At 65.3% G+C, this 25,855-nt stretch carries 27 protein-coding genes and 1 tRNA gene; 11 read left to right on the top strand and 17 right to left on the bottom strand.

Annotated elements, in window-relative coordinates; genetic code table 11:
- Positions 1-21 precede the first annotated feature (21 nt).
- Positions 22-1,236, bottom strand: coding sequence for a GNAT family N-acetyltransferase (locus NF681_12395; GenBank protein UST53130.1), 1,215 nt, complete (start codon positions 1,234-1,236; stop codon positions 22-24).
- On the bottom strand, positions 1,233-2,210 hold the full coding sequence (locus NF681_12390; protein ID UST53129.1) for a DMT family transporter: 978 nt from the start codon (positions 2,208-2,210) through the stop codon (positions 1,233-1,235). The genes NF681_12395 and NF681_12390 overlap by 4 nt, the downstream gene beginning before the upstream one ends.
- 129 nt (positions 2,211-2,339) lie before the next feature.
- Between NF681_12390 and NF681_12385 the strand changes: the two genes are divergently transcribed.
- Positions 2,340-2,678 carry a P-II family nitrogen regulator gene (locus tag NF681_12385; protein ID UST53128.1) on the top strand — a complete coding sequence of 113 codons (339 nt, stop codon included), beginning with the start codon at positions 2,340-2,342 and terminating at the stop codon, positions 2,676-2,678.
- Between the two features lie 16 nt (positions 2,679-2,694).
- Here the strand turns inward: NF681_12385 and NF681_12380 are convergent, their stop codons facing one another.
- The 6 genes from NF681_12380 to NF681_12355 all read right to left on the bottom strand — a co-directional run bounded on the left by NF681_12380 (position 2,695) and on the right by NF681_12355 (position 6,193).
- Positions 2,695-3,285, bottom strand: coding sequence for a TIGR00730 family Rossman fold protein (locus NF681_12380; protein ID UST55760.1), 591 nt, complete (start codon positions 3,283-3,285; stop codon positions 2,695-2,697).
- A gap of 97 nt (positions 3,286-3,382) precedes the next feature.
- A complete protein-coding gene (locus NF681_12375; GenBank protein ID UST53127.1) occupies positions 3,383-3,835 on the bottom strand; it encodes a diacylglycerol kinase in 453 nt (150 codons plus the stop codon).
- 16 nt (positions 3,836-3,851) lie between these two features.
- Positions 3,852-4,313 carry an RDD family protein gene (locus tag NF681_12370; GenBank protein ID UST55759.1) on the bottom strand — a complete coding sequence of 154 codons (462 nt, stop codon included), beginning with the start codon at positions 4,311-4,313 and terminating at the stop codon, positions 3,852-3,854.
- Between the two features lie 127 nt (positions 4,314-4,440).
- Positions 4,441-5,091 (bottom strand): DUF3106 domain-containing protein, encoded by a 651-nt coding sequence (locus NF681_12365; GenBank protein ID UST53126.1) that lies wholly within the window; start codon positions 5,089-5,091, stop codon positions 4,441-4,443.
- Between the two features lie 86 nt (positions 5,092-5,177).
- The gene (locus tag NF681_12360; GenBank protein ID UST53125.1) at positions 5,178-5,630 is read right to left on the bottom strand and encodes a DUF3619 family protein; all 453 of its coding nucleotides are present in this window, start codon (positions 5,628-5,630) and stop codon (positions 5,178-5,180) included.
- Positions 5,627-6,193 carry an RNA polymerase sigma factor gene (locus NF681_12355; GenBank protein UST55758.1) on the bottom strand — a complete coding sequence of 189 codons (567 nt, stop codon included), beginning with the start codon at positions 6,191-6,193 and terminating at the stop codon, positions 5,627-5,629. Before NF681_12355 ends, NF681_12360 begins: the two co-directional genes overlap by 4 nt.
- A 277-nt stretch (positions 6,194-6,470) precedes the next feature.
- Between NF681_12355 and NF681_12350 the strand changes: the two genes are divergently transcribed.
- From NF681_12350 to pbpG, 6 genes are all read left to right on the top strand, one after another.
- Positions 6,471-8,255: an acetolactate synthase 3 catalytic subunit gene (locus NF681_12350; protein UST53124.1), complete on the top strand. Its 1,785-nt coding sequence runs from the start codon at positions 6,471-6,473 to the stop codon at positions 8,253-8,255.
- A gap of 132 nt (positions 8,256-8,387) precedes the next feature.
- Positions 8,388-8,879: an acetolactate synthase small subunit gene (gene ilvN, locus NF681_12345; protein ID UST53123.1), complete on the top strand. Its 492-nt coding sequence runs from the start codon at positions 8,388-8,390 to the stop codon at positions 8,877-8,879.
- Between the two features lie 145 nt (positions 8,880-9,024).
- Positions 9,025-10,041, top strand: a complete 1,017-nt coding sequence (gene ilvC / locus NF681_12340) for a ketol-acid reductoisomerase (GenBank protein UST53122.1) — start codon at positions 9,025-9,027, stop codon at positions 10,039-10,041.
- 159 nt (positions 10,042-10,200) lie between these two features.
- Positions 10,201-11,025 (top strand): CDP-diacylglycerol--serine O-phosphatidyltransferase, encoded by an 825-nt coding sequence (gene pssA, locus NF681_12335; protein UST55757.1) that lies wholly within the window; start codon positions 10,201-10,203, stop codon positions 11,023-11,025.
- A gap of 180 nt (positions 11,026-11,205) precedes the next feature.
- A complete protein-coding gene (leuA, locus tag NF681_12330; protein ID UST53121.1) occupies positions 11,206-12,912 on the top strand; it encodes a 2-isopropylmalate synthase in 1,707 nt (568 codons plus the stop codon).
- Between the two features lie 324 nt (positions 12,913-13,236).
- Positions 13,237-14,406, top strand: a complete 1,170-nt coding sequence (pbpG, locus tag NF681_12325) for a D-alanyl-D-alanine endopeptidase (protein ID UST53120.1) — start codon at positions 13,237-13,239, stop codon at positions 14,404-14,406.
- Positions 14,407-14,445: 39 nt separating this feature from the next.
- Here pbpG and NF681_12320 read toward each other — a convergent pair whose 3' ends face one another.
- From NF681_12320 to aat, 3 genes are read right to left on the bottom strand one after another with little or no spacing between them, the layout of a single operon-like run.
- The gene (locus tag NF681_12320) at positions 14,446-15,258 is read right to left on the bottom strand and encodes an IclR family transcriptional regulator (GenBank protein ID UST53119.1); all 813 of its coding nucleotides are present in this window, start codon (positions 15,256-15,258) and stop codon (positions 14,446-14,448) included.
- Positions 15,259-15,290: 32 nt separating this feature from the next.
- Positions 15,291-16,040, bottom strand: coding sequence for an arginyltransferase (locus NF681_12315; protein ID UST53118.1), 750 nt, complete (start codon positions 16,038-16,040; stop codon positions 15,291-15,293).
- On the bottom strand, positions 16,037-16,795 hold the full coding sequence (aat, locus tag NF681_12310; protein UST53117.1) for a leucyl/phenylalanyl-tRNA--protein transferase: 759 nt from the start codon (positions 16,793-16,795) through the stop codon (positions 16,037-16,039). Before aat ends, NF681_12315 begins: the two co-directional genes overlap by 4 nt.
- 302 nt (positions 16,796-17,097) lie before the next feature.
- On the opposite strand from aat, the gene NF681_12305 reads away from it, so the two are divergent.
- Together NF681_12305 and NF681_12300 are read left to right on the top strand one after the other, a co-directional pair.
- Positions 17,098-17,173: transfer RNA gene (locus NF681_12305), tRNA-Asn, on the top strand.
- 238 nt (positions 17,174-17,411) lie between these two features.
- On the top strand, positions 17,412-17,648 hold the full coding sequence (locus tag NF681_12300; GenBank protein ID UST53116.1) for a hypothetical protein: 237 nt from the start codon (positions 17,412-17,414) through the stop codon (positions 17,646-17,648).
- A 27-nt stretch (positions 17,649-17,675) separates the two neighbouring features.
- Here NF681_12300 and NF681_12295 read toward each other — a convergent pair whose 3' ends face one another.
- Positions 17,676-18,389: a GAF domain-containing protein gene (locus NF681_12295; protein UST53115.1), complete on the bottom strand. Its 714-nt coding sequence runs from the start codon at positions 18,387-18,389 to the stop codon at positions 17,676-17,678.
- A 25-nt stretch (positions 18,390-18,414) separates the two neighbouring features.
- Positions 18,415-21,672: a PAS domain S-box protein gene (locus NF681_12290; GenBank protein ID UST53114.1), complete on the bottom strand. Its 3,258-nt coding sequence runs from the start codon at positions 21,670-21,672 to the stop codon at positions 18,415-18,417.
- Between the two features lie 159 nt (positions 21,673-21,831).
- Between NF681_12290 and NF681_12285 the strand changes: the two genes are divergently transcribed.
- Positions 21,832-22,179, top strand: coding sequence for a DUF3761 domain-containing protein (locus NF681_12285; GenBank protein ID UST53113.1), 348 nt, complete (start codon positions 21,832-21,834; stop codon positions 22,177-22,179).
- A 145-nt stretch (positions 22,180-22,324) separates the two neighbouring features.
- Positions 22,325-22,609 carry a hypothetical protein gene (locus NF681_12280; protein UST53112.1) on the top strand — a complete coding sequence of 95 codons (285 nt, stop codon included), beginning with the start codon at positions 22,325-22,327 and terminating at the stop codon, positions 22,607-22,609.
- A gap of 52 nt (positions 22,610-22,661) precedes the next feature.
- On the opposite strand, the gene NF681_12275 is transcribed toward NF681_12280, so the two are convergent.
- From NF681_12275 to NF681_12260, 4 genes are all read right to left on the bottom strand, one after another.
- Positions 22,662-23,045, bottom strand: coding sequence for a hypothetical protein (locus NF681_12275; protein ID UST53111.1), 384 nt, complete (start codon positions 23,043-23,045; stop codon positions 22,662-22,664).
- Between the two features lie 196 nt (positions 23,046-23,241).
- Complete coding sequence (locus NF681_12270) at positions 23,242-23,667, bottom strand: RNA-binding S4 domain-containing protein (GenBank protein ID UST53110.1); 426 nt, start codon at positions 23,665-23,667, stop codon at positions 23,242-23,244.
- A 43-nt stretch (positions 23,668-23,710) separates the two neighbouring features.
- Positions 23,711-25,117, bottom strand: coding sequence for a sensor histidine kinase N-terminal domain-containing protein (locus NF681_12265; GenBank protein ID UST53109.1), 1,407 nt, complete (start codon positions 25,115-25,117; stop codon positions 23,711-23,713).
- Complete coding sequence (locus NF681_12260) at positions 25,114-25,806, bottom strand: response regulator transcription factor (GenBank protein ID UST53108.1); 693 nt, start codon at positions 25,804-25,806, stop codon at positions 25,114-25,116. The genes NF681_12265 and NF681_12260 overlap by 4 nt, the downstream gene beginning before the upstream one ends.
- Positions 25,807-25,855 lie beyond the last annotated feature (49 nt).

Here is a 25,855-nt window from a genome sequence, read left to right as displayed (position 1 = left end):
CGGGGGCGGTCTGGAAACGATTCAGTCCGTGCCCGTCTCCGACGTCCCGTGTCGTAAAACCGACTTGGCAGGCATCGGCATCCTGAAGGGACTGCGTTCCTCCAGGTGCTCCAGGTAATCGCCGATGCCGGCCCCCTCGCGTTCCAGGAACCGCTCCACGGCGTCCGCGAACGACGGATGTGCGAGCCAGTGCGCGCTGGTCGTCTTCACCGGCATCAGGGCACGTGCCATCTTGTGCTCGCCCTGGGCCCCCCCCTCGAACCGTTCGACCCCGTGGGCGATGCACCACGCCAGCGGCTGGTAATAGCAGGCGTCGAAATGCAGGCAGTCGACGCGCTCGACGGCACCCCAGTAGCGGCCGTAGGCCACCCGCGGACGGTCTTCCATGCCCTCGTCGACCGACAGCGCGATCAGGCTCGACGCGATCGGGCGGCCCTCCCGTTCGGCGATGAACAACAGCCAGGCTTGCGGCAGGGTCCCGGCCATCCTCTGGAAGAAGTCGCGCGTCAGGTATGGCGCGTTGCCGTGCTCCCGGTAGGTGCGGGAATAGCAACGGTAGAAGAAGTCCCAGTCGGCATCGGCGATGCCGGTGCCGCGCGACCAGCGAAACGTCACACCCGCATCGTGGACCTTCCGGCGTTCCTGGCGGATCTTCTTGCGCTTTTCCTGAGACAGGCTGGTCAGAAACGCGTCGAAGTCGGCGTAGCCGGCGTTGTGCCAGTGGAACTGCACGGTGTTGCGCAACATCAGGCCGGCCTCGCTCGCGGCGGCGACATCGTCGTCGGCACCGAAGAGCAGGTGCAGGGACGACACGCCGGCCTGTCGGCACCACTGGACGAGGCCGTCGACGAGCAGCGTGCGGCTCTGCGCATCGCGCGCCAGCAGCCGGGACCCCGGCACCGGCGTGAAGGGAACCGCCACGACCGCCTTGGGGTAGTAGCTCAGCCCATGCTGCTCGTAGGCGTTGGCCCAGGCCCAATCGAAGACGTATTCGCCATAGGAATGGTCTTTTACATAGAGGGGGCAGGCCGCCACCAGCACGTCGCCACGCCACAGCGTCGCGAACTGGGGCGTCCATCCGCTCGCGGGCGTCGCACTGCCGCTGGCGTGCAGGGCGGCGAGGTATTCGTGGCGCATGAACGGACTGGGCGCAGCCTGCGTGGCGAGCAAGCCATTCCAGGTGGCGGCCTCGATGCCGGACGGGTCGTCGTGAATGCGCAGGATCGGCTGAGTCATGGGGTGGGTGGCTTGCTGGGGGTGGAATGTCGGCGGGCACCCAGGTGTTCGGCGATGAAGATGCCGCCCAGCACCAGTGCGAGCGCCACAGCATGGAATGCCGACAGAGGTTCGCCCAGGACCAGCACCGCCAGGATCGGCCCGAAGATCGGCACCAGGTTCATGAACATGCCCGCGCGCGCCGGGCCGATCAGGGCGACCGCCTGCATGAACGTCAACTGGGAGACGAAGGACGGCAACAGGCCGATGAACAGGACGAGCAGCAGGCCGGTCGGCGTGGGCACGAAGGCCTGTCCGCGAGCGATCTCGATCGCGACCAGGGGCAGCGACACCAGCGCGGCCACGGCGGCGGTGGCCGCGAAGAACACGACCGCGGGCACGGCGGGGCGGCGGCGCAGGCCGAGGGCATAGCCCGCGTACAGCACGCAGGCAACGATCATCCAGACGTCGCCCGCGTTGAAGTCGAGGCGGGCCAGCACCGCCGGGTGGCCCCGTGACGCCACGACCACGATGCCGGCCAGCGTGAGGAACACGCCCGACACCTGCAGTACCCCGATGCGCGTGCCAAAGACGATCAGGCTGCCGATCAGCACGAAGACGGGGATGGTGCCCTGGATGATGGCGATGTTGATGGCGGTGGTGTGGTGGGCCGCGGCGTAGAAGAGCGCGTTGAATCCCGTGAAGCCCAGCGCTCCCATGAGGACGATGTAGCGCCACGACGGCCGCAGCACGTGCCAGTGTTCGGCGATCTCGCGCCGCGATGTCAGCGTCAATGCCACGCAGCAGACCGTCCAGCGCAGGAAGGTCACGACCATGGGGGAGATCTCGCCGACGGCCAGGCGCGCCGCGACGGCATTGGCGCCCCATATCAGCATCGTGCAGACGAGCAGGACATGAGGCTGCCCCCAGAGCCAGTGACAGGCGCGCCTCAACGGCGATTCGACGGCGCGGGGACCCGGGGTGTCGTGGGCCACGGGGCCGGGGGAAGAAGGACGCATCGCCGATCGAGGTTAACAGCGTGTGGCCGGCGGCGCAGGCGAGCGGTCGATTCGCGTTACCCTTGTCTTCTTGCGCGTCGCAAAGAACTCCCAGGAAGCACACCCATGAAGCTCATCACCGTCATCGTCAAACCCTTCAAGCTCGACGACGTGCGCGAAGCGCTGGCCGAGGTCGGCGTCTCCGGGCTCACGGTCACCGAAGTCAAGGGCTTCGGTCGCCAGAAAGGCCACACCGAGCTCTACCGCGGCGCGGAGTACGTCGTGGATTTCCTGCCCAAGATGAAGATCGAAGTCGTGGTCAACGAGGGCGATCTCGACCGCAGCGTGGACGCCATCATCGGCGCGGCGCGCACGGGAAAGATCGGCGACGGCAAGATTTTCGTCACCAGCGTCGAGCGCGTGGTGCGCATCCGCACCGGCGAAGAGGACGAAGCCGCGGTCTGAAGCGCCTCGCGCCGGCTCAGACGACTTTGGCGAGGCGATCGCTGCCCGGACGGCGGTGCGATTCCTCGATCAGGGCTTCCATCAGGGGGTCGTGCACATCACCGCTGCGGATCAAACCCATCTGCCAGGACGACATCAGGCCCTCGCGCACGCTGTGCGCCATGAAGGCGAGCAAGCCGTCGTAGTAGCCCGCCACGTTCAGCAGGCCGATCGGCTTGTCGTGATAGCCGAGCTGGCGCCACGTCCAGATCTCGAACAATTCCTCGAAGGTGCCGATGCCTCCGGGCAATGCAAGAAAGGCATCGGCGCGCTCGCCCATCAGCGCCTTGCGTTCGTGCATGGTGTCGACCACCAGGAGTTCGTCGCAATCGTGGTTGGCGACTTCCTTGTCCACCAGCGCCTGGGGAATGATGCCGACGACGCGGCCACCGGCTTCGCGGGTGGCTTCGGCCACCACGCCCATCAGCCCGGTCCGGCCACCGCCGTAGACCAACTGACCTTGCCGCTCGCCGATCCAGTGCCCCACCTCGCGGGCGGACGAAGTGAATTCGGCACGCTCACCAGAGCGCGAGCCGCAATAGACGCAAATCGAAAAAGCAGGGTTCATGCGGCCATCATGCCGGCAATGTGTGACGGATGGCGAGGCCTGACGGTCGATCTCCCCGACCACCGCTCCGGTGGTTGTCGCGATGACCGGACCACGGCTACGCCGTCGTTCCGAGGCGTTGCCAGAGGGCGGCCGCCCATACGCCACCACACAGCAGCAGGGACAGCAGCACGGCCGCGCTGCCGAGGTCCTTGGCCTTCTTGGACAGTGCATGCCATTCCGGGCCGATGCGATCGATGGCGGCCTCGATCCCGCTGTTGAGCAGTTCGACGACGAGAACGAGCATCACGCAGGCTGCCAGCAGGGAAACCTCGACCCAGCCGCGTCCTACCCAGAAAGCTGCCGGCACCAGCACCATGGCGGCGATGGCTTCCTGACGGAAGGCCGTTTCGCCCCAGCCCGCACGCAGACCCGCGAGCGAGATCAGCCCGGCGTGGAAAATGCGGTCCAGTCCACGCCTCGTCTTCTGGGGATTGACCGGACCGGCGGGTGGCGAGCCGTTTCTTTCGCGGTCGCTTTCGTCCCGATCCTGATCGACGCGAGGGTTCATGGACACACCGGGGCTTTCAGTGCCGGCTCATGGGTTTCGAGGTCACGAGCCGGGTGCCGGCCCATGCGTCGTGCCAGAACTGGCGCTCCGGATGGAAGCGGGCGAGCAAGGCCCACACGATCACCCATCCCGCGACGATCAATGCCGACTCGCCACCCGACAGGTGGAACGGCGAGAGCGCCGCCAGCGGTGGCAGAAACCAGGTCCAGCACAGGAGGTAGCGCAGCGTCGCGCGACCTTGCGAGACTGGCCGACCCCGGCGGTCCACCAGGCGCAATCCCCAGGTCTTCATCGCGAGGGTCTGACCCCGCGACCAGAACCAGCCGAAATAAATGCCGAAGACGACGAACAGGAAGGCCTGCAGCAGGTGGCGGCGATCGTCCATGGCGTGACGCATCTGGCCCAGGGTGCTGAACAGCCATCCGGCCACGAACACGACCGCGAACAGCAGCATGCCCTCGTAGAGCCAGCATGCCATGCGCCGCCACAGGCCGGGCGTCTCGGCGACGGACCCCGGAACGTCCACCGACCGATCGACCGCTTCCGGGCGCGTGGCCGTCTCGCTCCTGGGAGCGACCGTGTCGTCGATCATGGAAGTCTCGGCTTCAAAGCGGCCGCTCGCCGCTCGCTGCCGGCGAAGACTGCGTGGACGTCGACGAACCCGGCGCCGCCGCCGGTGCGCCGTTGCGATGGTGGGGAATGGTGACCGGCGCGAGCTTGCGCGCTGGAACGGGAGAGATCGTCGGTGCCACGCCCGGCGGACGGGGCGGCGCACGTTCGGCGAGTTGACGCTTCTCATCGGCACTGAGTGCTTGATAGGCCTCCCACTTGGCCTTGCGCTCGTCGGCAGGAAACTGTTTCACCTCGGCAAAATTGAAGCGCGCCCGTGCGCGTTCACGCTGACTGATCGTGGCCCATTCGGTCATGCGGCTGTGCTGGATGGCCTGCTCGGCAGGCGAGAGCCTGGCATGGTTGCGCGAGAGCGCCAGCCACTTGCGCTTGTGCTGCTCCGACAGTTGGTCCCATACCGGTGCCAGTGGGTGGAGCGCTTGCTGCTGGTCGGTCGTCAGTTCGCGCCACGCGGGTCGGGAGAAGGCCGTGCGGGTCGTGGATGACACCGCTTGAGAGGCACCACCGGCGGACTGGAGTACCGGTGCCGGCTGGCCTTGCACGCTGCCGTGCACGGCCAGGACCACGCTGCCGCCCAGCAGCGCGACGCACAGACCGCAACGCAGCGAAATGAAGATGGAGGACAACGTGGATAACCGTGTAGGCCGGAAGAGAAAACGAGGATGCGAGGAAAGGCGGCCCTGCCGATCGACCGATTCCTGGGTTGCCGCCGTCAGTGCGTGGCAGCGTCGCGCTTGAGGAACTGGGCGAAGCCGGGATCTGCGTAGGCCGTGGGTGGAAGGTCGTCGGCAAGCAGGGCGGAATCCACGTCGGCGAGTTCGCTCAGGCGGTCGTCGTCCTGCACGATGCTGATCGCCAGCAGTCCGGCCACCAGCGCGACCAGCGGGACCAGGGCTCCCAGCCGGCTCCACCAGACGCGACCGAGGCCCGGCGAAGCGGTGCCGTTGCCCTGGCTCGTGGCCTGCCGGGTCGAATGCCGGCGTCGGGCGACCGCCTGGGTTCGTGCCACCCGAAGGCGCTCGACGATGTCATGAGGCAACTCGCTCGTGCCTGCCGACAGGCGAGCGGTCAGCCGGCGAGCATAGCACTCGTCCATCGCATCCGAAGCCGAACCGGCCGCGGGCCGCGACAGGATTTTTCCGGAGTTGATCGGCAACGTGTTCATAGCGATATTCCCTTGGCCGTGAGCGCTTTGCTCAGCGCGTGGACGGCACGCGAACAGTGGGTCTTGACGCTGCCTTGCGAGCAGCCCATGGCCGCGGCGGTTTCCGCCACGTCCATTTCTTCCCAGTAACGCATCAGGAAAGCCTCGCGTTGACGACCCGGCAGGGCAGCGATCTCTTCTTCGATCTGACTGAAGATCTGCGACCGGCGGGTGGCGTCCTCCGCACTCTCCGATTCGCGCGAATCGACCGGTGAAGCCAGATTCTCGAGCAGGTCGAAATCGCCGTCGCCGTCCGGTGCGTCGAAATCGCTCAGGTTGGAGAACAGCGCGCGCCGCGTCTTCTGCCGTCGAAACCAGTCGAGCGTGCAATTCGAGAGGATCCGCTGAAACAGCATCGGCAACTCGCCGGGCGGCTTGTCGCCGTAGTGCTCGGCCAGTTTCATCATGCTGTCCTGCACGATGTCGAGTGCCGCTTCCTGATCCTTCACGTGATAGACCGAGCGCTTGAAGGCCCGGCGCTCGACGCTCTTGAGGAAATCTGAAAGTTCTTGTTCGGTAGCCAAATCGCGAGGGCGCATCGCGGCGCCGTGGGAGGGTCGGTCTTTCGCGGCAATCGAATTCTTTTCGGCGCGGATTATGGCACCGGCCTCGTCCAGGACATCGGTCCGTCTGGCGTCGATGTCATAATGCGCGTTGCAAGTCAAAAGGCAAACGGGTCACGGTCCGGCGAAACGCATCGAGTTCGTCCATGGCTTTGGCCTCAAGTCCCGACGCGGCCTCACGAGGGCTGGCAAGGGGCACCCAAGGTTTTTCGTGCCCGAAAAAACACTAAGGTTCATCATGGAAATTTCAAAGGTGGAACTCGCTTCCGCAGCTGCCGCATCCAACAGCGCAGGTCATCCGTCCCAGGAACTCATGGGGGCCGAGGTGCTGATCAAGGCGCTTCAGGCCGAGAACGTCCAATACGTCTGGGGTTACCCGGGCGGCGCGGTCCTCTACATCTACGACGCGCTCTACAAGCAAGACACCATCCAGCACGTGCTCGTGCGCCACGAGCAGGCTGCCGTGCATGCGGCCGACGGCTTCGCGCGGGCGACGGGCGAGGTGGGGGTGGCACTGGTCACATCCGGGCCGGGCCTGACCAACGCGGTCACGGGCATCGCCACGGCCTACATGGATTCGATCCCGATGGTGATCATCTCGGGACAGGTGCCGACGGCCGCCATCGGCCTCGACGCGTTCCAGGAATGTGACACCGTCGGCATCACGCGACCCATCGTCAAGCACAACTTTCTCGTCAAGGATCCCAAGGATCTGGCGATGACGATGAAAAAGGCTTTCCACATCGCACGCAGCGGTCGCCCGGGTCCGGTGGTCGTGGACGTGCCCAAGGACGTGTCTTTCAAGAAGGTGACCTACACCGGCTATCCGGACAAGGTCGAGATGCGCTCGTACAACCCCGTGCGCAAGGGACATGGCGGCCAGATCCGCAAGGCGCTGCAGTTGCTGCTCAACGCCAAGCGGCCCTACATCTACACCGGTGGTGGCGTGTTGCTGGGCAACGCTACCAACGAACTTCGCACGCTGGTCGACATGTTGGGCTACCCGGTCACCAGCACGCTGATGGGCCTGGGCGCCTATCCGGCGAGCGACCGCAAGTTCCTTGGCATGCTGGGCATGCACGGCACCATCGAAGCCAACAACGCGATGCAGAACTGCGACGTGCTGCTGGCGGTGGGCGCGCGCTTCGACGATCGCGTGATCGGCAACCCGAAGCATTTCGCCCAGAACGAGCGAAAGATCATCCACGTCGACATCGACCCGTCGAGCATCTCCAAACGCGTGAAGGTCGACGTGCCGATCGTCGGCGACGTGAAGGATGTGCTGACCGAGTTGATCACGATGATCCGCGAGGCCACCCAGAAGCCCGATGCGGGCGCGCTGTCCGACTGGTGGAAGACGGTCGAGTCCTGGCGCGGTCGCGATTGCCTCGCCTACGACCGAGGCAATACCGAGGTCATCAAGCCGCAGTTCGTGGTCGAGACGCTCTGGAACATGACCAAGGACGCCGACACCTATATCACGTCCGACGTGGGCCAGCACCAGATGTGGGCGGCGCAGTACTACCGTTTCGACGAACCGCGTCGCTGGATCAATTCCGGCGGACTGGGCACGATGGGCGTGGGCATCCCTTATGCGATGGGCATCAAGCTGGCGAAGCCCGACGCCGAGGTGTTCACCATCACCGGCGAAGGCTCGGTGCAGATGTGCATCCAGGAACTGTCCACCTGCCTGCAATACAACACGCCGATCAAGATCTGCTCTCTGAACAATCGCTACCTGGGGATGGTGCGTCAGTGGCAGGAGATCGAGTACTCCGGTCGCTACAGCCACAGCTACATGGACGCGTTGCCTGATTTCGTGAAGCTTGCCGAGGCCTATGGACACGTCGGCATGCTCATCGAACGTCCCCAGGACGTGGAGCCGGCATTGCGCGAAGCGCGCAGGCTCAAGGACCGCACGGTGTTCATGGATTTCCGTACCGATCCGACCGAGAACGTCTTTCCGATGGTGAAGGCCGGCATGGGCATCACCGAGATGCTGCTCGGCTCCGAAGACCTCTGACATCCTCGCTCGGGAGCGGTCGACGCCGACTGCCTTCCGATTTCTTGCACATCCTTTAGACGAATCTATCGTCCGCCAAGCCCGCGCATTACCGTGCGTGGGGGAGGGCGGCGAAAAGAGGAGTCCGCACTCATGAAACACATCATTGCTGTCTTGCTGGAGAACGAGGCCGGCGCCTTGTCCCGCGTGGTGGGCCTGTTCTCGGCCCGTGGCTACAACATCGAATCGCTGACCGTCGCGCCGACCGAGGATCCCAGTCTTTCGCGCATGACCATCGTCACCGCCGGTTCGGACGATGTGATCGAGCAGATCACCAAGCACCTCAACCGTCTCATCGAGGTCGTCAAGGTCGTCGACTTGACCGAAGGCGCTTATACCGAGCGTGAACTCATGATGGTGAAGGTGCGCGCCGTCGGCAAGGAGCGCGAGGAGATGATGCGCATGGCCGAGATCTTCCGGGGTCGCATCATCGACGTCACCGACAAGAGCTACACCGTGGAGCTCACGGGTGACCACGGCAAGAACGACGCGTTCCTCGAAGCGATCGATCGCGGCGCCATCCTCGAGACCGTGCGCACCGGTGCCAGCGGCATCGGACGCGGCGAGCGCATCCTGCGCGTCTGAGCGTCATTCCTCGAGGCTCGGTCGCCGCGCGTTCGGACCGGGCTTGTCGGAGCCTCGCGTGCGCGGGGACTGCATTGGGCCCTTCGACAGGCTCAATACGAACGGCATCACCACACTGCATCTGCACATCTATCTGGAGAACGAAATGAAGGTTTATTACGACAAGGACACCGACCTGAGCCTGATCAAGGGCAAGACCGTCGCCATCATCGGCTACGGCTCGCAGGGTCACGCGCACGCACAGAACCTGAACGACAGCGGCGTGAAGGTGGTGGTGGGCCTGCGCAAGGGCGGCGCGTCCTGGCCGAAGGTCGAGAAGGCCGGCTTGCAGGTGGCCGAAGTCGCCGAGGCCGTCAGGTCGGCCGACGTCGTCATGATCCTCCTGCCCGACGAGCAGATCGCCAATGTGTACAAGAACGACGTCGCGCCGAACATCAAGGAAGGTGCTTCGCTCGTCTTCGCTCACGGCTTCAACGTGCACTACGGCTTCGTGCAGCCACGCGCGGACCTCGACGTCTGGATGGTGGCACCGAAGGCACCGGGTCATACCGTCCGTGGCACCTACACGCAGGGCGGCGGCGTGCCCCACCTCGTGGCCGTGCATCAGGACAAGACCGGCAAGGCGCGCGACCTCGCGCTGAGCTACGCCGCCGCCAATGGTGGCGGAAAGGCCGGCATCATCGAGACCAACTTCCGCGAGGAGACCGAGACCGACCTGTTCGGCGAGCAGGCCGTCCTGTGCGGCGGCACGGTCGAACTGATCAAGGCCGGGTTCGAGACGCTGGTGGAAGCTGGTTATGCGCCCGAGATGGCGTATTTCGAATGCCTGCACGAACTCAAGCTGATCGTCGACCTGATCTATGAAGGCGGCATCGCCAACATGAATTATTCGATCTCGAACAATGCGGAATACGGCGAGTACGTCACCGGCCCCCGCATCGTGACCGAAGAGACCAAGAAGGCCATGAAGCAGGTCCTCAAGGACATCCAGACCGGCGAATATGCCAAGAGCTTCGTGCTGGAGAACGCTGCTGGCGCCCCCACGCTGATCAGCCGTCGTCGCTTGAACGCCGAGCATCAGATCGAAGTCGTCGGCGAAAAGCTGCGGGACATGATGCCCTGGATCAAGAAGAACAAACTGGTCGATCAGACCCGCAACTGATCTTCGGATTCGGTCTTCGGAGCCACCCTCGAGGTGGCTTTTTCCGTTCTGTGTGCCCAGGACGCTCAACTACACTGCCTGCGATGAACTTCACACCCTGTCTGGACGTGCGTCCGCGTGCCGTCGATGCGCTTCTTCCGCGTTCGGGGGGCTCCCACGATGCATGACGATACGCTGGCCGATGAACTCGTGCCGCGCAAGCGCCGCAAGGGCATCTACATCCTGCCCAACCTGTTCACGCTGGCGGCGCTGTTCGGTGGTTTCTATGCCGTCGTGATGGCCATGAATGGCCGCTTCGATCTCGCGGCCATGGGCGTCTTCGCCGCCATGGTGCTCGACAGCCTCGATGGCCGGATCGCGCGCATGACGAACACGCAGAGTGCCTTTGGCGAGCAGATGGATTCGCTGTCCGACATGGTTTCCTTCGGCGCGGCCCCGGCGCTCATCGCCTACGAATGGTCGCTCAAAGGCCTGGGGCGCTGGGGCTGGATCGCCGCGTTCGTCTACTGCGCCTGCGCCGCCTTGCGGCTGGCGCGTTTCAACGTCAATACCGGCACGGTCGACAAGCGCTGGTTCCAGGGCCTGCCTTCGCCAGCGGCAGCCGCCCTAGTGGCGGGCTTCATCTGGCTCATGACGGAGTGGGGAAGGCGTGGCGACGAGGTCCTGTTCCTGTCCTGGAAGCAGATCACGTGGATCACCTTCGCCTTCACGCTGTATGCCGGCTTGACCATGGTCACCAATGCGCCTTTCTACAGCTTCAAGGACGTGCAGATGAAGAAGAGCGTGCCTTTCGCGTCGATCGTGCTGATCGCTCTCGGCATCGCGGTGGTCAACATCCACCCGCCCACCGTGTTGTTCGGCGTCTTCGTGGCCTACGGGCTGAGCGGCTTCGTGGTCTATGGGTGGCGCAAGGTCAAGGGCGAGCCGGTCAGTTTGATCAGCATCTCGACCGATGAGCCCGACGAGCGGGGGCTGCACAAGTGAAATGGCCTGTGCTACATTCTCCCGCTCCATGAGCAAGATTTCGCTAGCCCTACTACTCCTTCCCAACGGGCGGATAAGGTAGCGCACGCGCGTCCCTGTACCAACGGCCCGTTCGCATCAGCAACGGGCCGTTTTGTTTGGGGTTGCTGATGGATTTTTCCTTTCATCGAAAGAACCGTCATGTTGAAGCAACCCGACACCAAGTACCGCGCCTTCGCACCCATCGGTCTGAAGGACCGCACCTGGCCCGATGCCGTCCTGACGAAGGCGCCGATCTGGTTGTCGACGGACCTGCGCGACGGTAACCAGGCCCTCGTCGAGCCAATGGACATCGCACGCAAGATGCGCATGTTCGAAACGCTGGTGTCCATAGGATTCAAGGAAATCGAGGTCGGATTCCCATCCGCGTCGCAGGTGGAGTTCGACTTCGTCCGCAAGCTCATCGAGGAGGATCGAATTCCCGATGACGTCACGATTCAGGTGCTGACGCAGGCGCGCGATCACCTGATCACGCGGACGTTCGAATCGCTGCAGGGTGCGCCACGTGCCATCGTCCACCTCTACAACGCGGTGGCACCGATCATGCGTCGTGTGGTGCTCGGCATGAACGAGGACGAGATCGTCGAGCTCGCCACCACGCACGCCCGCATGTTCGACGACTGCGCCGCCAAGCAGCCGGAGACGCAATGGACATTCCAGTATTCACCGGAGATGTTCTCCGGCACCGATCTCGCATTTTCCAAGCGCGTGGTCGATGCCGTCACCGCGGTCTGGGCGCCGACGTCCGAGCGCAAATGCATCGTCAACCTCCCGTCCACCGTCGAGCACTCGACGCCGAACATCTTCGCGGACATGATCGAGTGGATGCACCGCCATCTGGAGCGGCGCGATGCCATCGTGTTGTGCGTCCATCCCCACAACGACCGCGGAACCGGAACGGCGGCCGGTGAATTCGCGCTGATGGCGGGAGCTGACCGCATCGAGGGATGTCTCTTCGGCAATGGCGAGAGGACCGGCAACCTCGATCTCGTGAACGTCGCGCTCAATCTCTACACGCAAGGGGTCGCACCCGGACTCGACTTTTCCAACATCGATGAGATCAGGGCCACGGTCGAGCGATGCAACCAGATGGCCGTGCATCCGCGCCATCCCTATGTGGGCGATCTGGTCTATACCTCTTTCTCCGGATCGCACCAGGACGCCATCAAGAAGGCCTTCGCGGCCCGGAAGGACGGCGACATCTGGGACATGCCCTACCTCCCGATCGATCCCAAGGACGTGGGTCGGAGCTATGAAGCCGTGATTCGCGTGAACAGCCAGTCGGGCAAGGGCGGCATTGCCTACCTGCTCGAGAGCGAGTACGGACTCGAATTGCCCCGGCGACTTCAGATGGAGTTCAGCCAAGTCGTTCAACGGGTGATGGACGTGGCAGGCAAGGAACTCAACGCCGCCGATCTGTGGCGACTCTTCGAGGACGAGTACCACGTGCGCACGGTCGCGGGTCCGCAGCATCGGGTGCTGGAGGAGGTCGGGGAAGGCAGTGCATCGACGGTGATCCTGCGGGCCGAACTTGCCTGGGATGGCGAGACACACAAGATCGAGGGCCGCGGCAACGGTCCGATCGATGCCTTCATTCATGCCCTGTCGCAAATGACCGGACACTCGATCCGTGTGGTCGACTATCACCAACACGCGATCGGCGAAGGTGCGGATGCGCAGGCGATGGCGTACCTTGAACTGCGTGTCGACGAGAAGCACACGCTTTTTGGCGTCGGGCAGGACGCGAACATCATTTCGGCGTCACTCAAGGCCATCGTCTCCGGCGTCGAGCGCGCCCGCGGTCAAGGCATCGCAGCAGCGAGGGCGACGACCGTCGTTCAAGACTGATCGACACCCGCGCCCGGTCGCCTCCCGCGGCCGGGAAGGGGCGCATTGAATTTCAATGTTGCCTCTTCATCGGTGCTCTGCACGTCGGCGACGACGCAATGAAGAGCGTTGTCCTTCTTCTGGACTCGTCGTGCTCGATTCCTCAGCGTAATCGATGTCAGCGCATCTCCGCGAGCCGAATTCCCTGAGATTTACACGCCGACTCCAGCTTTAAGTAGCCTTTTGGTTTCGAATGAAGAAAGAAGCGCAAGTAATTGTCATTGCATGCTTTTTTTGATTTCGATACACTGCGGAGCCATGGTCGTTGTCGCTGGAGAACTTTTGATGTCGGAAGCCCGTAGAAATCGAGTTTCGAACCAGCGTCTGATGTCTGGCGTCCGCATGACCATCGCCGCATTGTGTGCAACGGTGTTGTTGGCGTCAGGTGTCCAGGCTGCGACCAAAAAACCGGTGATCGCCAAGAAAGCGCAAGTCTCGATCGAGACGAAGCGCAGGAGCGCGGCGTCGGTGGTTGCCGTGCCCAGGTCCGGCAAGGCGTCCGCCACGGTGGAGAAGTCGGTCAGTGCTGGCCGCAACATCGTGGCCACGCTGCGCAAGCGCGGAGGCAAGACCGTCGTTGCCGTCGAGCGCCGATCGGTCGCGCGTTTCGCCGAATCGCCGCGTCTGTCGTACGGCCAGATCGCGGGTCTCCATGGCACCGAGGATGCGCTGGACCTCAAGTCGAGCGCAGCCCTCGTCATCGATCAGGACACGCGCGAAGTGCTCTTCAGCAAGAACGACCATGCCGTGCTGCCCATCGCTTCGATCACCAAGCTCATGACCGGATTGCTGGTGAGCGAGGCGCGGCTGCCCATGGACGAACTGGTGGCCATCACCCAGGATGACGTCGACACGGAAAAAGGCAGCAGTTCCCGCCTGCGCATCGGCACGACATTGTCCCGAGGCGAACTTCTGCATCTCGCGCTGATGTCCAGCGAGAATCGCGCCGCTCACGCGCTGGGACGGACCTATCCCGGTGGCCTGTCGACGTTCGTGAGCATGATGAACGCCAAGGCGAAGATGCTGGGCATGCGCGATACCGTCTATGTCGAGCCGACCGGACTGTCGAGTCGGAACCAATCGAGCGCGCAGGATCTCGCGCTTCTGGTGAATGCCGCTTCTTCCAATCCGACCGTTCGCGAACTCTCGACCTCGCCCAATTACCAAGTGGCCGTGGGCAATCGGACATTGCAATACAACACGACGAACCGGTTGGTGAGGAGTCCGGACTGGAACATCGGCGTTCAGAAGACCGGGTACATCTCCGAGGCCGGGCAGTGCTTGGTCATGCAGACCAAGATCGCTGGTCGCAAGCTCATCATGGTCTTTCTGGATTCGGCGGGCAAACTCAGTCGCATCGGCGATGCCGAGCGTGTGCGCCGCTGGGTGGAAGCGACGCATCTGATGTCGCCGGGTCTGCAGACTGCCGGGATGCCGCACTCCGCAGGCGATTGATCGCTGGGTCGCCCGACAAAGGACCCGGTCCGCCGTTGATCAGGAGTGATGCGATCCGATGTCGCTGGAGATCGTGTCGGCGCTGAAGCCCAGTGCATTCGAGATCTCGTCGGCGGTCGCCTGTAGTTTCGGCAGCCAGTTGTCGTCGAGCCGGTCTGCCGGTGCCGAGATGGAGAGACCTGCGATCAGCTTGTTCTGGTCGTCGTAGATGCCGGCGGCCATGCAACGCACACCGAGTTCCAATTCCTCGTTGTCTCGCGCGATGCCTTGCTGTCTTGCTCTGGCCAATTCCTTTTCCAGGACCGAGAGTTGCGTGATGCTGTTGCGTGTGTGGCCGGAGAGACCGGTGCGTGCCGCATAGCTGCGAACGCGCTGTGGTTCTTCCGCCGCCAGAAAAAGCTTTCCGGTGGACGTCAGGTGCAGGGGGGCTCTGCCACCGATCGCGCGCACGACCTGCATGCCTGAGCGTTCGCTGAAGGCTCGCTCGATGTAGACGATCTCGTCGCCCTGTCGAAAACTCAAGTTCACCGGCTGTTGGATGAGCTTGTGGAGTTCGCGCATCGGAACCAATGCGGCATCACGGACGCTGAGGCGTCCCTTGACGAGGTTGCCGAGTTCGAGCAATCGCATCCCGAGACGGTAGCTGCCAGCGGCAGGACGATCGACAAAGCGTCCGACGGCCAGATCGTTGAGGATCCGATGGGTGGTCGACGGATGGAGACCCGTCTTCTCGCTGATCTCCTTCAGCGAGATCGCATCCGGTCTGGATGCCAGTACATCGATGAGGGCGAACATCCGTTCGATCACCTGGATGACGGGCGTTGCGGGTATGTCTGAATGTGGTTTTGTCATGGATGCAACCCAAAGAAAGCCAGGTTGCAATTTTACTTGGTGAAATCGCTTTCGTCTTTCCACTGCCCCTCGATCAACATCTCGCACGGACGAAAGTGCTTCTTGTAAGCCATCTTGGGACTCTCGGCGATCCAGTAACCGAGGTAGACATAAGGCAGCGACAACCGACGCGCCTGTTCGATCTGCCACAGCACGCCATAGGTGCCGTAGGCAGCGCCCGCATCCGTCTCATAGAAGGTATAGACGGCTGAGAGGCCATCGTCGAGCACGTCGAGGATCGACACCATCTTCAACTCACCCGCATCGCCGTTGGGAAGTGTTTCGCGAAACTCGACGAGCCTCGAGTTGACACGGCTCTGCAGCAGGAACTGGGTGTACTGATCGATGCTGTCGTGGTCCATGCCCCCGCCCGCATGGCGATGACTCTGATAGCGGAGATAGAGCTTGTAGTGCTCCGGAATGAAACACAGCTTGAGAATGCGCACCTGCAGATCGCCGTGCCTCGTCCAGGCGCGACGTTGACTGCGATTGGACTTGAAGCGGTCGACCGGCACCCGAAGGGGCGTGCAAGCATTGCAGCCGTCGCAATAGGGGCGGTAGGTGAACATGCCACTGCGTCGGAAACCTTGACGCACCAGATCGGAATACGCGTCGCTGTGAATCAGATGGCTGGGGGTGGCGACTTGGGAGCGAGCCTGTCGGTCGGGCAGGTAGCTGCACGGATAGGACGCCGTCGCGTAGAACTGCAAGGCGTGGAAAGGAAGGTCCTTGAGGTGCGTCACGTCGATGAAGCAGGTGGCCGTTGCAACAGTCCGGACCAGTATACGGGGTCGAAATGCCAATCGAGCGCCGTCTGGTTCCGGGCCCCTGCGACGTGCGTCAGCAACTGCGGGCGTGAGATTTCCCGGGCGCCGAGGCTGGAGAGGTGAGCGGTGTACTGCTGACAGTCGATCAGCTCGACGTGCTCGTGCAGGCAGAGACAGACGAGCGCGGCCAAGGCCGTCTTGGAGGCATCCGGACGATGCGCGAACATCGATTCGCCGAACACCGCGCGTCCCAGGGCCACGCAGTAGAGGCCACCGACCATTTTTCCATCGATCCACGTCTCGATGCTGTGCGCGAAGCCGGCCTGATGCAGCGCCACGTAGGCCTCGATCATCGATGGCACGATCCACGTCCCTGGCTGGCCTGGCCGCGCCGTGGTTGCGCACGCGCGAATCACGGCTTCGAAGTCATGATCGATGCGGACCTCGCAACGCGTGTCCGTGCGGAATGCCTGCAAGGTCTTCCGGAACGATCGATGCAGACGAAAGGACGCCGGCTCCAGCGCCATCCTGGGGTCGGGACTCCACCACAGAATAGGCTGCCCGTCGCTGAACCATGGAAAGACGGCCTTGCCATAGGCATCGCGCAGCGTCTGGACATCGAGCGAGCCCCCGGCAGCCAGCAGTCCTGGCGCGGGATCGTCCGGCCCCCATGCCGATGCGGCGTCCGGGACGCATTGACCGGGTTCGAGCCAGGGAAGCGGTTTCGTCATGTCGCCTGCCACCAAGACGACCCGGTCCGAGTATCTCGCGGTGTGTCGAGTGGGAAATGTGCGTTGGTTGGAATCGACATGGAGGGGAGGTTCGTCGGACAGCCAGCAGGCTGGTTCGCGATCGCTGTGAACGGGTGACGCGAATTGGCGAGCAGCAATGAACTCATCATGGCATCGAAGACGCTCGCACAGGGTCATGACGGTCGAATCATCATCGTCCACCTGCGTGCTGTTGGAATTTCGTTTCGCTTCGACCCGCACTGGACAAAGTGAAAAAAGCAACGCTATAATCTGAGGCTTGTTCCTCGATAGCTCAGTTGGTAGAGCGCCGGACTGTTAATCCGTAGGTCCCTGGTTCGAGCCCAGGTCGAGGAGCCACCTACAAGCCGCAAGGCGACTGAATGCCCTGCTATCGAACCGGTAGCAGGGCATTTTCACGTCTGGCGTGCTGTTCGGCGATTGGCAAATATCCAGTACGCCTCGCTGTTCGCTGACCATGCTTGGCCGGGCTGTTTCGCGCATTGGTGGCGGTGCTTCCTTCATGGGGTCGTGAATCCATGCCATCCCGGGGTTTTCGATGACATGGCGGGTGGCGGGTCTCTGCAATAAACCAGCCATGAACGACATCACTACGCCATCGTCCGGGTTCTCCGCCTCGTTTCTGGCGGCACGCGAAAAGGCGAACGCCGCCGCGGATGCCGAGCGAAGCGCCTGGGAAGCGCTCGGACGCCGCACCGGCGCCGGCCACGAGGAAACCCGTGCCTGGCAGCAGGCCCACGAGGCATCGCGTGCCGCCCAGGACGCCTTTGCCGAAGAGGTCAGGGCATGGTTCTCGCGAACGACCCTGGACTGATCCGACGCCGCACCGGCGGTCGCCCGGTCAGCCCCGGTGCTTGTCGAGTTCGGCCGCGACGATGCCCGCGACATAACGCAGGGCGTCGATCTGCCGGCTGCCGAGGGCCGTGCGCGTCGAGTGGCTGATGCAGCACAGGGTTCCGTAGACGCTGCCGTCGCGCAGGACCACCGGCGCGCTGAGGTAGGCGCCGATGTTCAGGGCCTTCTGCACGGCCAGCGTCGAGAGCATCGGCTCGGTCGAGGTGTCGCCGAGCTGCGACGGCAGGCGACCGTCGACCACGCGTTGGCACAGCGTGCTCTCCAGCGGTGCCGAGTCGCCGGCCTTGACGGCGAAGGCATCTCCCTGGGCGTGGTCGATGCGCCGGTAGACCTTCCGGCCTTCGACGAACTCCGCCACGAACGCGATGTCCATGTCCAGCAGGATGCGCAGGTTGTGCAGCAGGTCCTGCAGCGCCTCGGCCGACCGCGTCGACGCATCGGCGGTGGCGATGATGAACTGGCTGGCGATGTCCGCCGCCGCGAGCGGCAGGCCGGCCTCCCGTTCGGCGTTCCTCGCGCCACCGCTGGAAGCCTGCAGCAGCGCCTCCGAGGGATCGGGCACACCGAGGCGGCGGCGGAGTTCGACCTCGTGACGGCGGGCCTCGTCACGGGCGCTGGCGTCGCCCGCGAGCGCGAGACGGCGCCAGTGGTGCGAGATGTCGATGAGTTCCTGGTCGGACAGGTGGCGGGCGTTGGGCATGGATCGATGAAGGGGAGGGAGGGGGTCAACCGATCAGTCGCAGCGTCGCGTCCCGGGGCGTCTTCCTCGGACCCGTGGGGCGCGCGTCGTCGTCGTCGTTCCAGTACAGCGCGCCCAGCTGGGCCGCGGCCATCGGACGCGCGAGCAGGAAGCCCTGGACCTCGCTGCAGTGGTCTTCCACCAGCATCTCCAGCTGGCGGTCGGTCTCCACGCCCTCGGCCGTCACCGTGAGCCCGAGCGCCTTGCCCAGCGCCAGGATCGCCTGCACGATCGCGCGGCCACCGGTGATGGGTTCGAGGTCGCCGATGAACTGGCGATCGATTTTGATGACGTCGAACGGGAACGAGCGCAGGTAGCTGAGCGACGCGTAGCCCGTGCCGAAGTCGTCGACCGCCAGGCGCACGCCCACTTCCTTGAGTTCGCGCATCGTCGCGCCGGCGCGCTTGGCATCCTCGAGCAGCACGCCCTCGGTCAGCTCGATCTCCAGGCGGCCGGGGGCCAGACCGCTCGCCTCGAGCGCGTGGCGCACGCGCTCGACCAGACGGCCATCGCGGAACTGCACCGGGGACACGTTGACGGAAACGCCGATGCCCGGCCAGTCGCGCGCGGTCTGGCACGCCGTCAGCAGCACCCAGTCGCCCAGCGGCAGGATCAGTCCGCTGCGCTCGGCCAGCGGGATGAAGAGGTCGGGAGCCATCCTGCCGTGTTCCGGATGGTGCCAGCGCACCAGCGCCTCGGCGCTGCGGATCGTCTGGGTGTGGGCATCGAAGCGTGGCTGGAATTCGAGGTAGAACTCGCCCGCGGCGATGCCGCGTCGCATGTCGTCGGTCAGGCGCCGGCTGGCCTGGAGCCGGTCGTTCATGCGGGTCGAGAAGAAGCAGTAGGTGCCGCGGCCGTTGTGCTTGGAGCGGTAGAGCGCGGTGTCGGCCGCGCGCAGCAGTTCGTCGGGGCTGGTGCCGTCGTTGGGCGCCATCGCGATGCCGATGGACGCGCCGATGAAGAGTTCGCCGCCGTCGTGCACGATCGGCGCCGCCAGCAGTTCCAGCACGTGCTGGCAGTAGCGCGTGATCTCCTCCTCGTTGAGGTGGGGGGCGGCGATGACGAACTCGTCGCCACCGATGCGCGCGGCGATCTGGTCGGCGCGCAGCGACCGCCTCAGCCGATCGGCGACCGCGCCGAGCACCTTGTCGCCCACGTGATGACCGTGCGTGTCGTTGATCGCCTTGAAGCGGTCCAGGTCGAGGTACATGACGGCCAGGCGCGAGCGCTCGTCGGTCAGGTGCGTGGAGAGAAAGCTGGCCAGGCGGATACGGTTGGGCAGCGAGGTGGCCGCGTCGTGGTGCGCTTGGCGCCGGGCGTCCTCGAAGGCTTCGGCCATCGCGACGTCGGCCGTGATGTCGATGGCGAACTTCATTACGCGGTCGAGTTCGCCGTCGAGGTCGAAGATCGGGTTGTAGGAAGCCTGCAGCCAGATCTCGCGGCCGTCGCGGCCGATGCGCTTGTAGCGTCCCGAGACGAATTGCCCCGAGCGCAGCGTGTCCCAGAACGCTTCGTAGGCCGGCGTGCCGGCCACCTCCGGCTCCAGCAGGATGGCGTGGTCGCGCCCGACGATGTCCTCGAGCCGGTAGCCCAGCGTGGCCAGGAGGTTGGCATTCGCGTTCAGGATGACGCCCTCCAGCGACAGCGTCATGGTGCCCTGGGACTTGTCGATGGCCGTGATCTGGCTCTGGAAGTCCGCCCCCCGGAGTTTCTCCCGCGTGATGTCGGTGGCGTACTTGATGACCTTGGTGGGGCGCCCCGTCACGTCCATGATCGGGTTGTAGGTCGCCTGCAGCCAGACCTCGCGCCCGTCCTTGCCGATGCGCTTGAATTCACCGGACTGATAGGTGCCGCGACCGAGCGCCTGCCAGAACGCCGCGTAGCCCGCCGAGGCGCCCAGTTCCGGCTCGACGAACATGCGGTGATGGCGACCGCGCACGTCCGACAGGCGGTAGCCCATCAGGTCGAGGAAGTTCTCGTTGGCGTCGATCACGCTGCCGTCCAGATGGAAGGCGACCACCGACTGGGCCTTGTGGATGGCGGCGATCTGCCCCTGGTGCTCGGCCTGCCGGCGCTTTTCCTCGGTGATGACGGTGGCGTACTTGACCACCTTGATCAAGCGACCGGCCATGTCGAAGACCGGGCTGTAGTTGGCCTGCAGCCAGACCTCGCGGCCGTCGCGGCCGATCCGCAGGTACTGGCCCGACTGGTGGTGGCCGGCCTCGAGCGCATGCCAGAAGGCCGCGTACTCCGCGCCGTGCGTGTGCGCCGGGTCGACGAAGATCCGGTGATGGCGGCCGACGATCTCCTCCAGGCGATAGCCCAGCGCCTGCAGGAAATGATCGTTCGCATCGAGCACCACGCCGTGCATGTCGAACGTGATGACGCAGTGGGACTTGCGCAACGCCATGACCTGCCACTGGAATTCCGCCAGCATGAGCCGCTCGCGGGTCACGTCGGCGGCGTACTTCACGACCTTCAGCGGGCGACCCAGGGGATCGCGGATGGGGTTGTAGGTCGCCTGCAGCCAGACCTCCCGCCCGTCCTTGGCGATGCGGCGGTATTCGCCGGCGTGATGGTGGCCCGCCGCGAGCCGCGACCAGAACCCGGCATACGACGGGCTGTCGGCTTCGTCCGGCGCCACGAAGCGTCGGTGGTGTTGCCCGACGACGTCCTCCAGCCGGTAGCCCATCGCATCGAGGAAGATCGCGTTGGCGTCGAGCACGGTGCCGTCGAGCGCGAATTCCACCACCGCCTGCGATGCGTTGATGGCGCGGACCTGTCCCTGCTCGTCGGCCGTGCGCAGGACCCGCTCGGTGATGTCGCGGGAGAGTTCCACGACCTGAGCGATCCGTCCCTCGCCATCCTTGAGCAGCGTGTAGAACGCCTCGATCCAGTGCAGGGTGCCGTCCTTGTGCAGGCGCAGCCGCTCGACACCGGACGCCCGGCCGTCGAGCACGCAGCGCCAGTCGCGCGCCGCGCTCTCCGCCAGACCGTCCGCGGTCGGGCTCAGCACGGCGATGTCGATGCCGGCGATGTCCTCCGGCTCGTAGCCGCATTCGCGCAGGAAACGGTTGTTGGCACGAATGATCCGTCCGGACGGATGCATCACCAGGCTCGCGAAGCTGTTGTTGAGCGCGCGCAGTTCTTCCGACGATTGCAGGACCAGCCCCTTGTGGACCGTCGGCGCGGGTGCGTCGTCGAACTCGGCGGGGACGGGGCGTGGGGTGAGTGCGGGGTTCATGGCGGGGCCAGGGGGATCTGCCTGTGTATCGGCATCCACGCGGGCGGCTTGAGGACTTTTGTCGGCTTTGCCCACCGTGATCCGCTGAACGCACCTACAAGCCGGTGAAACACGCGCAGCACGCTGTGCTTTCCATCGTTACCTGTCCAGGAGACCGCCATGAAATACCTCACCACGCTCGCACTGTGCTCGATCCTCGCGGCCACCGCGCTCCACGCACAGGCCCAGCCCAGCGCGGCCAAGGCACCGGCCGGCAGCACGGCCCAGTGCAACGACGGCAGCTACTCCAGCGAAGCGCGGCGCACGGCCGCCTGCACCGCGCACAAGGGCGTGAAGGTCTGGTTCGGCGTCGCCGGCGAAGCCGTCCAGACCCAGTCTCCGGCCGTCAGCGCCACGCAGATGGCGCCCACCACCGGGGTGCCGTCGCGCACGCCCGCCACGCCGGAAAATCCCGTGACGGCTCCCACGACGGCGCCACGCGCGCTGCCGGCGTCCTCGTCACGCTGACCGACCGGGTCCACGGGGCCCGGCGAATGGAACGCATCGACAAAATCGTTCATCGAGCAAGAATTGGGTCAAAAATGTGAACTAAACACTTCGTTTTCTTCGGTCTGCCTTTTACAAACGAGGCTTCGCCACCGGAGCCGAAGAAATGACGAAGAACCCTGCTGAATTGCGACGCATCGCGCTGACGGTCGACGAACCCGCCTCGGGCCTCTATTTCTGGGTGGTGCAGGAAGAGGACGAGGAGATGGGGATCTACGAGCCCATCGAATCGGCGCAGCTCCCCTTCGCGAGCTACCATGCCGCGCTCGCGGCGGGCTACATGGCGCTGCAGGCCCTCTGCGGACCTTCGGGGCCGCGCCAGGGTTCGCAGGAATCGCCGCTGTTCATCAATCCCTCGCTGGAATCGATCGGGAGCGGCACCCTGCAATAGGCCGCTTGCGCGCCAACGTCGGGACGGCCGTTCCTTGAACGGCGCGCCCGGGTCAGTGGCGGCCGATGCTGCGCGGGAGATCGCGCTCGAAGGGGAACATACCGGCCGGGACGACCCGGGCGGGCTCCAGGCCCACCGGCATCGTCGGCGCGAACGCGCCGAAGTCGTGGAGCGCCGCACGGCGCTCGCGGGCCTGACGCAAGGCGAGGCTGCGACGCGCGACGACGGCTCGCACCGCGTCCTCGGCGGCGATCAGGGCGGCGCGCGCGCGGGCCATCGCGCCGTTCCTGGCCGCCTCCGGCCACTTCGGCACCGGCTGCAGGCCCCAGGACGATCTGCTGTCGTCGTTCAGGGTGGCACAGGCGCGGACATCGCTGTCGTATGCGATCTCCAACGCCGCCACTGCCTTGCTGAAATCGGTTTCCCACTGGTTCATCGTCACTCCGAGCTGATGGCGGCCAGTATCCGTGGGCTGTTCGCGAGGGGCCTGTCAAATTCTTCACAGTGAATTGACAAAGTAGCGCCTGGGATGTCGATGAAAACATTCGTGCTACAGCCGAAAGATTTCTTTGGGCGTTGTCTGGCCTCGATCGATCCGCCCGCACGGCGGTCGGGCGAACCGAGCGGCCGGGTCACCCCCCTTCGCCGTCTTCCAAGCTCGCGCTCCAGCGGGTGCCCCAGCCGCGCGATGCGTCGTCCAGGTCGCGCCGTTCGCGCTTGGTCGGCCGGCCCTGCGCGATCGTGAGCGCGGGTTCGCTGCCCAGCCGGCGCGCCTCGCGGGCCTGCGCCTGGGCCACCAGGCTCTCCGGGGTCTCCTCGTACAGGAGCTGGGCCGCGGGCGCGGGCCCGCGTTGCTTGCTCAGGCCGCGCACGACGACCGTGCGGACCGTTGCGTTGTGGCGCATCGCCACCGTGTCGCCGGCCTTGACCTCGCGCGAGGCCTTCGCGATGTCGCCGTTGACCTGCACGCGGTGCTTGCCGATGTCCTCGGCCGCCAGCGAGCGCGTCTTGTAGAACCGTGCGGCCCACAGCCATTTGTCGATGCGGAGTCGATCCATCTGTTCCCTGGTTGATGTCGAAGCGAAGGGCGCGAACGGCGCCTCAATCGGATTGCCGCGGCAGGCGCACCGTGACGTCGAGTCCTGCGATGCGGCCACCGGCGTGATGATTGTCCAGCGCGATCTGCCCGTCCAGGGCCCGGACGATCTCCCGGCAGATGGTCAGTCCCAGGCCCGAGCCGCCCGGCATGCCGCCGGTGGCGAACGGCGTGAACAGCCGCGCGCGCAGGTCGGGCGCGATGCCGGGGCCGGCGTCGCGCAGCCGCAGCAGCGCCGTCGCCGTGCCTTCGCGACGCACCTCGACGGTCAGCGCGCCGCCCGCAGGGCTGTGGCGGATGGCGTTGTGCAGCAGATTGCGCGCGAGTTCCTCCAGCATCCAGCGGTGGGCGCGGACGGTCACCGGGACGACTTCGGCGTCGAACCCGAAATCCAGCGCGCGTTCGGCGATCAGGGGCGAGACGTCCAGCACCACCTGGCGCACGATGTCGCCGAAGTCCAGCGGCTGGGAGTCGGGCTGCTGGCGCAACTGCTCGACCTTGGCCAGCGAGAGCATCTGGTTGGCCAGCGTCGTCGCGCGTGTCACGGTGCGATCGATGTCGGCGAGCGCCTGTTCGGCCGGCAGATCGCCGCGCCGCGCCGACTGCACCTGCACCTTGAGCACCGCGAGCGGGGTGCGCAGCTGGTGGGCGCTGTCGCGCACGAAGCGGTTCTGGTGATCGATGAGACCCTGCAGGCGACCCATCACGCGGGTGGTGGCATCGATCAGGGGACGCAGTTCGCGCGGCGCGTCGGGTGCCTCCACCGGCGAGAGGTCGTCGGCGGCGCGCCGCTCGATCGCCTCGCCCAGGCGACGCACCGGCTGCGTGGCGCGCTGCACGACGATCACCGTCACCGCCGCGATCACGCCCAGCAGCAGCAGCTGGTGCCACAGCGTGTCGACGAGCAGGGTGCGCGCCAGCGTCTCGCGCAACTCCAGCGTCTCGGCCACCTGCACCACCGCCGTGCCGCGCCCGCGCCCGCTCGACACCGGTTGCAACAGCACGGCCATGCGCACCGGCTGGCCGCGGAAGGCGTCGTCGTAGAAGTCGACCAGGGCGGCATAGGGCGACTTCACCGGCAGGCGGCCGCGCCAGAAAGGCAGGTCGTCGAAGCCCGAGACCAGTTGGCCGTCGAGCGCCGAGACACGGTAGTACATGTGGCTCTGGTTGTCGGCCTCGAACGCCTCGAGCGCGGAGTAGGGCACCACCGATCGCAGCAGCGACCGCTCGTCGTAGCCCTCGACGTCGAGCTGCTCGCCGATGGTCTTGGCCGAGGCCAGCAGGGTGCGGTCGTAGGCCAGGGTCGCCGCGGCCAGGCTGTCGCGGTAGAGGATGACGCTGTTGACGCCGATCACCGTCGCCACCGGCAGCAGGATGCCCGCGAGCAGCCGGACGCGCAGCGACGCCGTCATGCGGCGGCGGCCGTGTCTTCGCGCAGCAGGTAGCCCAGGCCGCGCAGCGTCATCAGCACGGCGCCGGTGCCCGCGAGCTTCTTGCGCAGGCGGTAGACGACGACCTCGATGGCCTCGTACTGCACCTCGGTCGCGCCCGGGAACACCAGCTCGAACAGGCGCTCCTTGGTCATCGCGTGCCCGGGTCGCACCATCAGCGCCGTCAGCAGGGCCAGTTCGCGGGGGGTGAGTTCGAGCACCGCGGCGCGGTGGTAGACGGCGCCGCTCGATGCCTCGTAGCGCAGGCCGCCCACGTCCTGGGGACCGGGCAGCGGGTCGCCGGCCGTGCCCTGGTGGCGCCGGCGCAGGGCGCGCAGGCGGGCTTCGAGCTCGTCGAGGTCGAACGGCTTGGGCAGGTAGTCGTCGGCGCCGGCGTTGAGCCCGACGATGCGGTCGCCGACCGTGCCGCGCGCGGTCAGCAGCAGCACCGGCGTGCGCAGGCCGGCGGCGCGGGCGGCGGCCAGCACCTGGAGGCCGTCGACGTGGGGCAGGCTCAGGTCGAGCGCGACGACATCGGGCTCCAGCGCCTGCCACTGCGCCAGCGCCAGGGCGCCGTCGCCGCACACGCGCACGTCGATGCGACGGCGCTCGAGCGCGCGCTGCAGCGTCGCCTGCATCGACACGTCGTCTTCGACGAGCAGGAGCTTCATGGAGGTCCGGGTGAGTGTTAACCCCAGTCCGATGGACAGCCAACTGACA

The sequence above is a fragment of the Comamonadaceae bacterium OTU4NAUVB1 genome, from assembly GCA_024372625.1.
GTDB lineage: Bacteria > Pseudomonadota > Gammaproteobacteria > Burkholderiales > Burkholderiaceae_C > Variovorax.
The sequence above is the reverse complement of the archived record's forward strand: the minus strand, read 5'-3'. Positions and strand labels throughout refer to the sequence as shown.

Bases quoted from the DNA above. Each gene is read 5' to 3' on its own strand.
- NF681_12395 (UST53130.1), bottom strand. From the start codon at position 1,236: ATGACTCAGCCGATCCTGCGCATTCACGACGACCCGTCCGGCATCGAG.
- NF681_12385 (UST53128.1), top strand. From the start codon at position 2,340: ATGAAGCTCATCACCGTCATCGTCAAACCCTTCAAGCTCGACGACGTG.
- NF681_12380 (UST55760.1), bottom strand. From the start codon at position 3,285: ATGAACCCTGCTTTTTCGATTTGCGTCTATTGCGGCTCGCGCTCTGGT.
- NF681_12375 (UST53127.1), bottom strand. From the start codon at position 3,835: ATGAACCCTCGCGTCGATCAGGATCGGGACGAAAGCGACCGCGAAAGA.
- NF681_12370 (UST55759.1), bottom strand. From the start codon at position 4,313: ATGGCATGCTGGCTCTACGAGGGCATGCTGCTGTTCGCGGTCGTGTTC.
- NF681_12360 (UST53125.1), bottom strand. From the start codon at position 5,630: ATGAACACGTTGCCGATCAACTCCGGAAAAATCCTGTCGCGGCCCGCG.
- NF681_12350 (UST53124.1), top strand. From the start codon at position 6,471: ATGGAAATTTCAAAGGTGGAACTCGCTTCCGCAGCTGCCGCATCCAAC.
- ilvN (UST53123.1), top strand. From the start codon at position 8,388: ATGAAACACATCATTGCTGTCTTGCTGGAGAACGAGGCCGGCGCCTTG.
- ilvC (UST53122.1), top strand. From the start codon at position 9,025: ATGAAGGTTTATTACGACAAGGACACCGACCTGAGCCTGATCAAGGGC.
- pssA (UST55757.1), top strand. From the start codon at position 10,201: ATGCATGACGATACGCTGGCCGATGAACTCGTGCCGCGCAAGCGCCGC.
- leuA (UST53121.1), top strand. From the start codon at position 11,206: ATGTTGAAGCAACCCGACACCAAGTACCGCGCCTTCGCACCCATCGGT.
- pbpG (UST53120.1), top strand. From the start codon at position 13,237: ATGTCGGAAGCCCGTAGAAATCGAGTTTCGAACCAGCGTCTGATGTCT.
- NF681_12320 (UST53119.1), bottom strand. From the start codon at position 15,258: ATGACAAAACCACATTCAGACATACCCGCAACGCCCGTCATCCAGGTG.
- aat (UST53117.1), bottom strand. From the start codon at position 16,795: ATGACGAAACCGCTTCCCTGGCTCGAACCCGGTCAATGCGTCCCGGAC.
- NF681_12300 (UST53116.1), top strand. From the start codon at position 17,412: ATGAACGACATCACTACGCCATCGTCCGGGTTCTCCGCCTCGTTTCTG.
- NF681_12295 (UST53115.1), bottom strand. From the start codon at position 18,389: ATGCCCAACGCCCGCCACCTGTCCGACCAGGAACTCATCGACATCTCG.
- NF681_12290 (UST53114.1), bottom strand. From the start codon at position 21,672: ATGAACCCCGCACTCACCCCACGCCCCGTCCCCGCCGAGTTCGACGAC.
- NF681_12285 (UST53113.1), top strand. From the start codon at position 21,832: ATGAAATACCTCACCACGCTCGCACTGTGCTCGATCCTCGCGGCCACC.
- NF681_12280 (UST53112.1), top strand. From the start codon at position 22,325: ATGACGAAGAACCCTGCTGAATTGCGACGCATCGCGCTGACGGTCGAC.
- NF681_12275 (UST53111.1), bottom strand. From the start codon at position 23,045: ATGAACCAGTGGGAAACCGATTTCAGCAAGGCAGTGGCGGCGTTGGAG.
- NF681_12270 (UST53110.1), bottom strand. From the start codon at position 23,667: ATGGATCGACTCCGCATCGACAAATGGCTGTGGGCCGCACGGTTCTAC.
- NF681_12265 (UST53109.1), bottom strand. From the start codon at position 25,117: ATGACGGCGTCGCTGCGCGTCCGGCTGCTCGCGGGCATCCTGCTGCCG.
- NF681_12260 (UST53108.1), bottom strand. From the start codon at position 25,806: ATGAAGCTCCTGCTCGTCGAAGACGACGTGTCGATGCAGGCGACGCTG.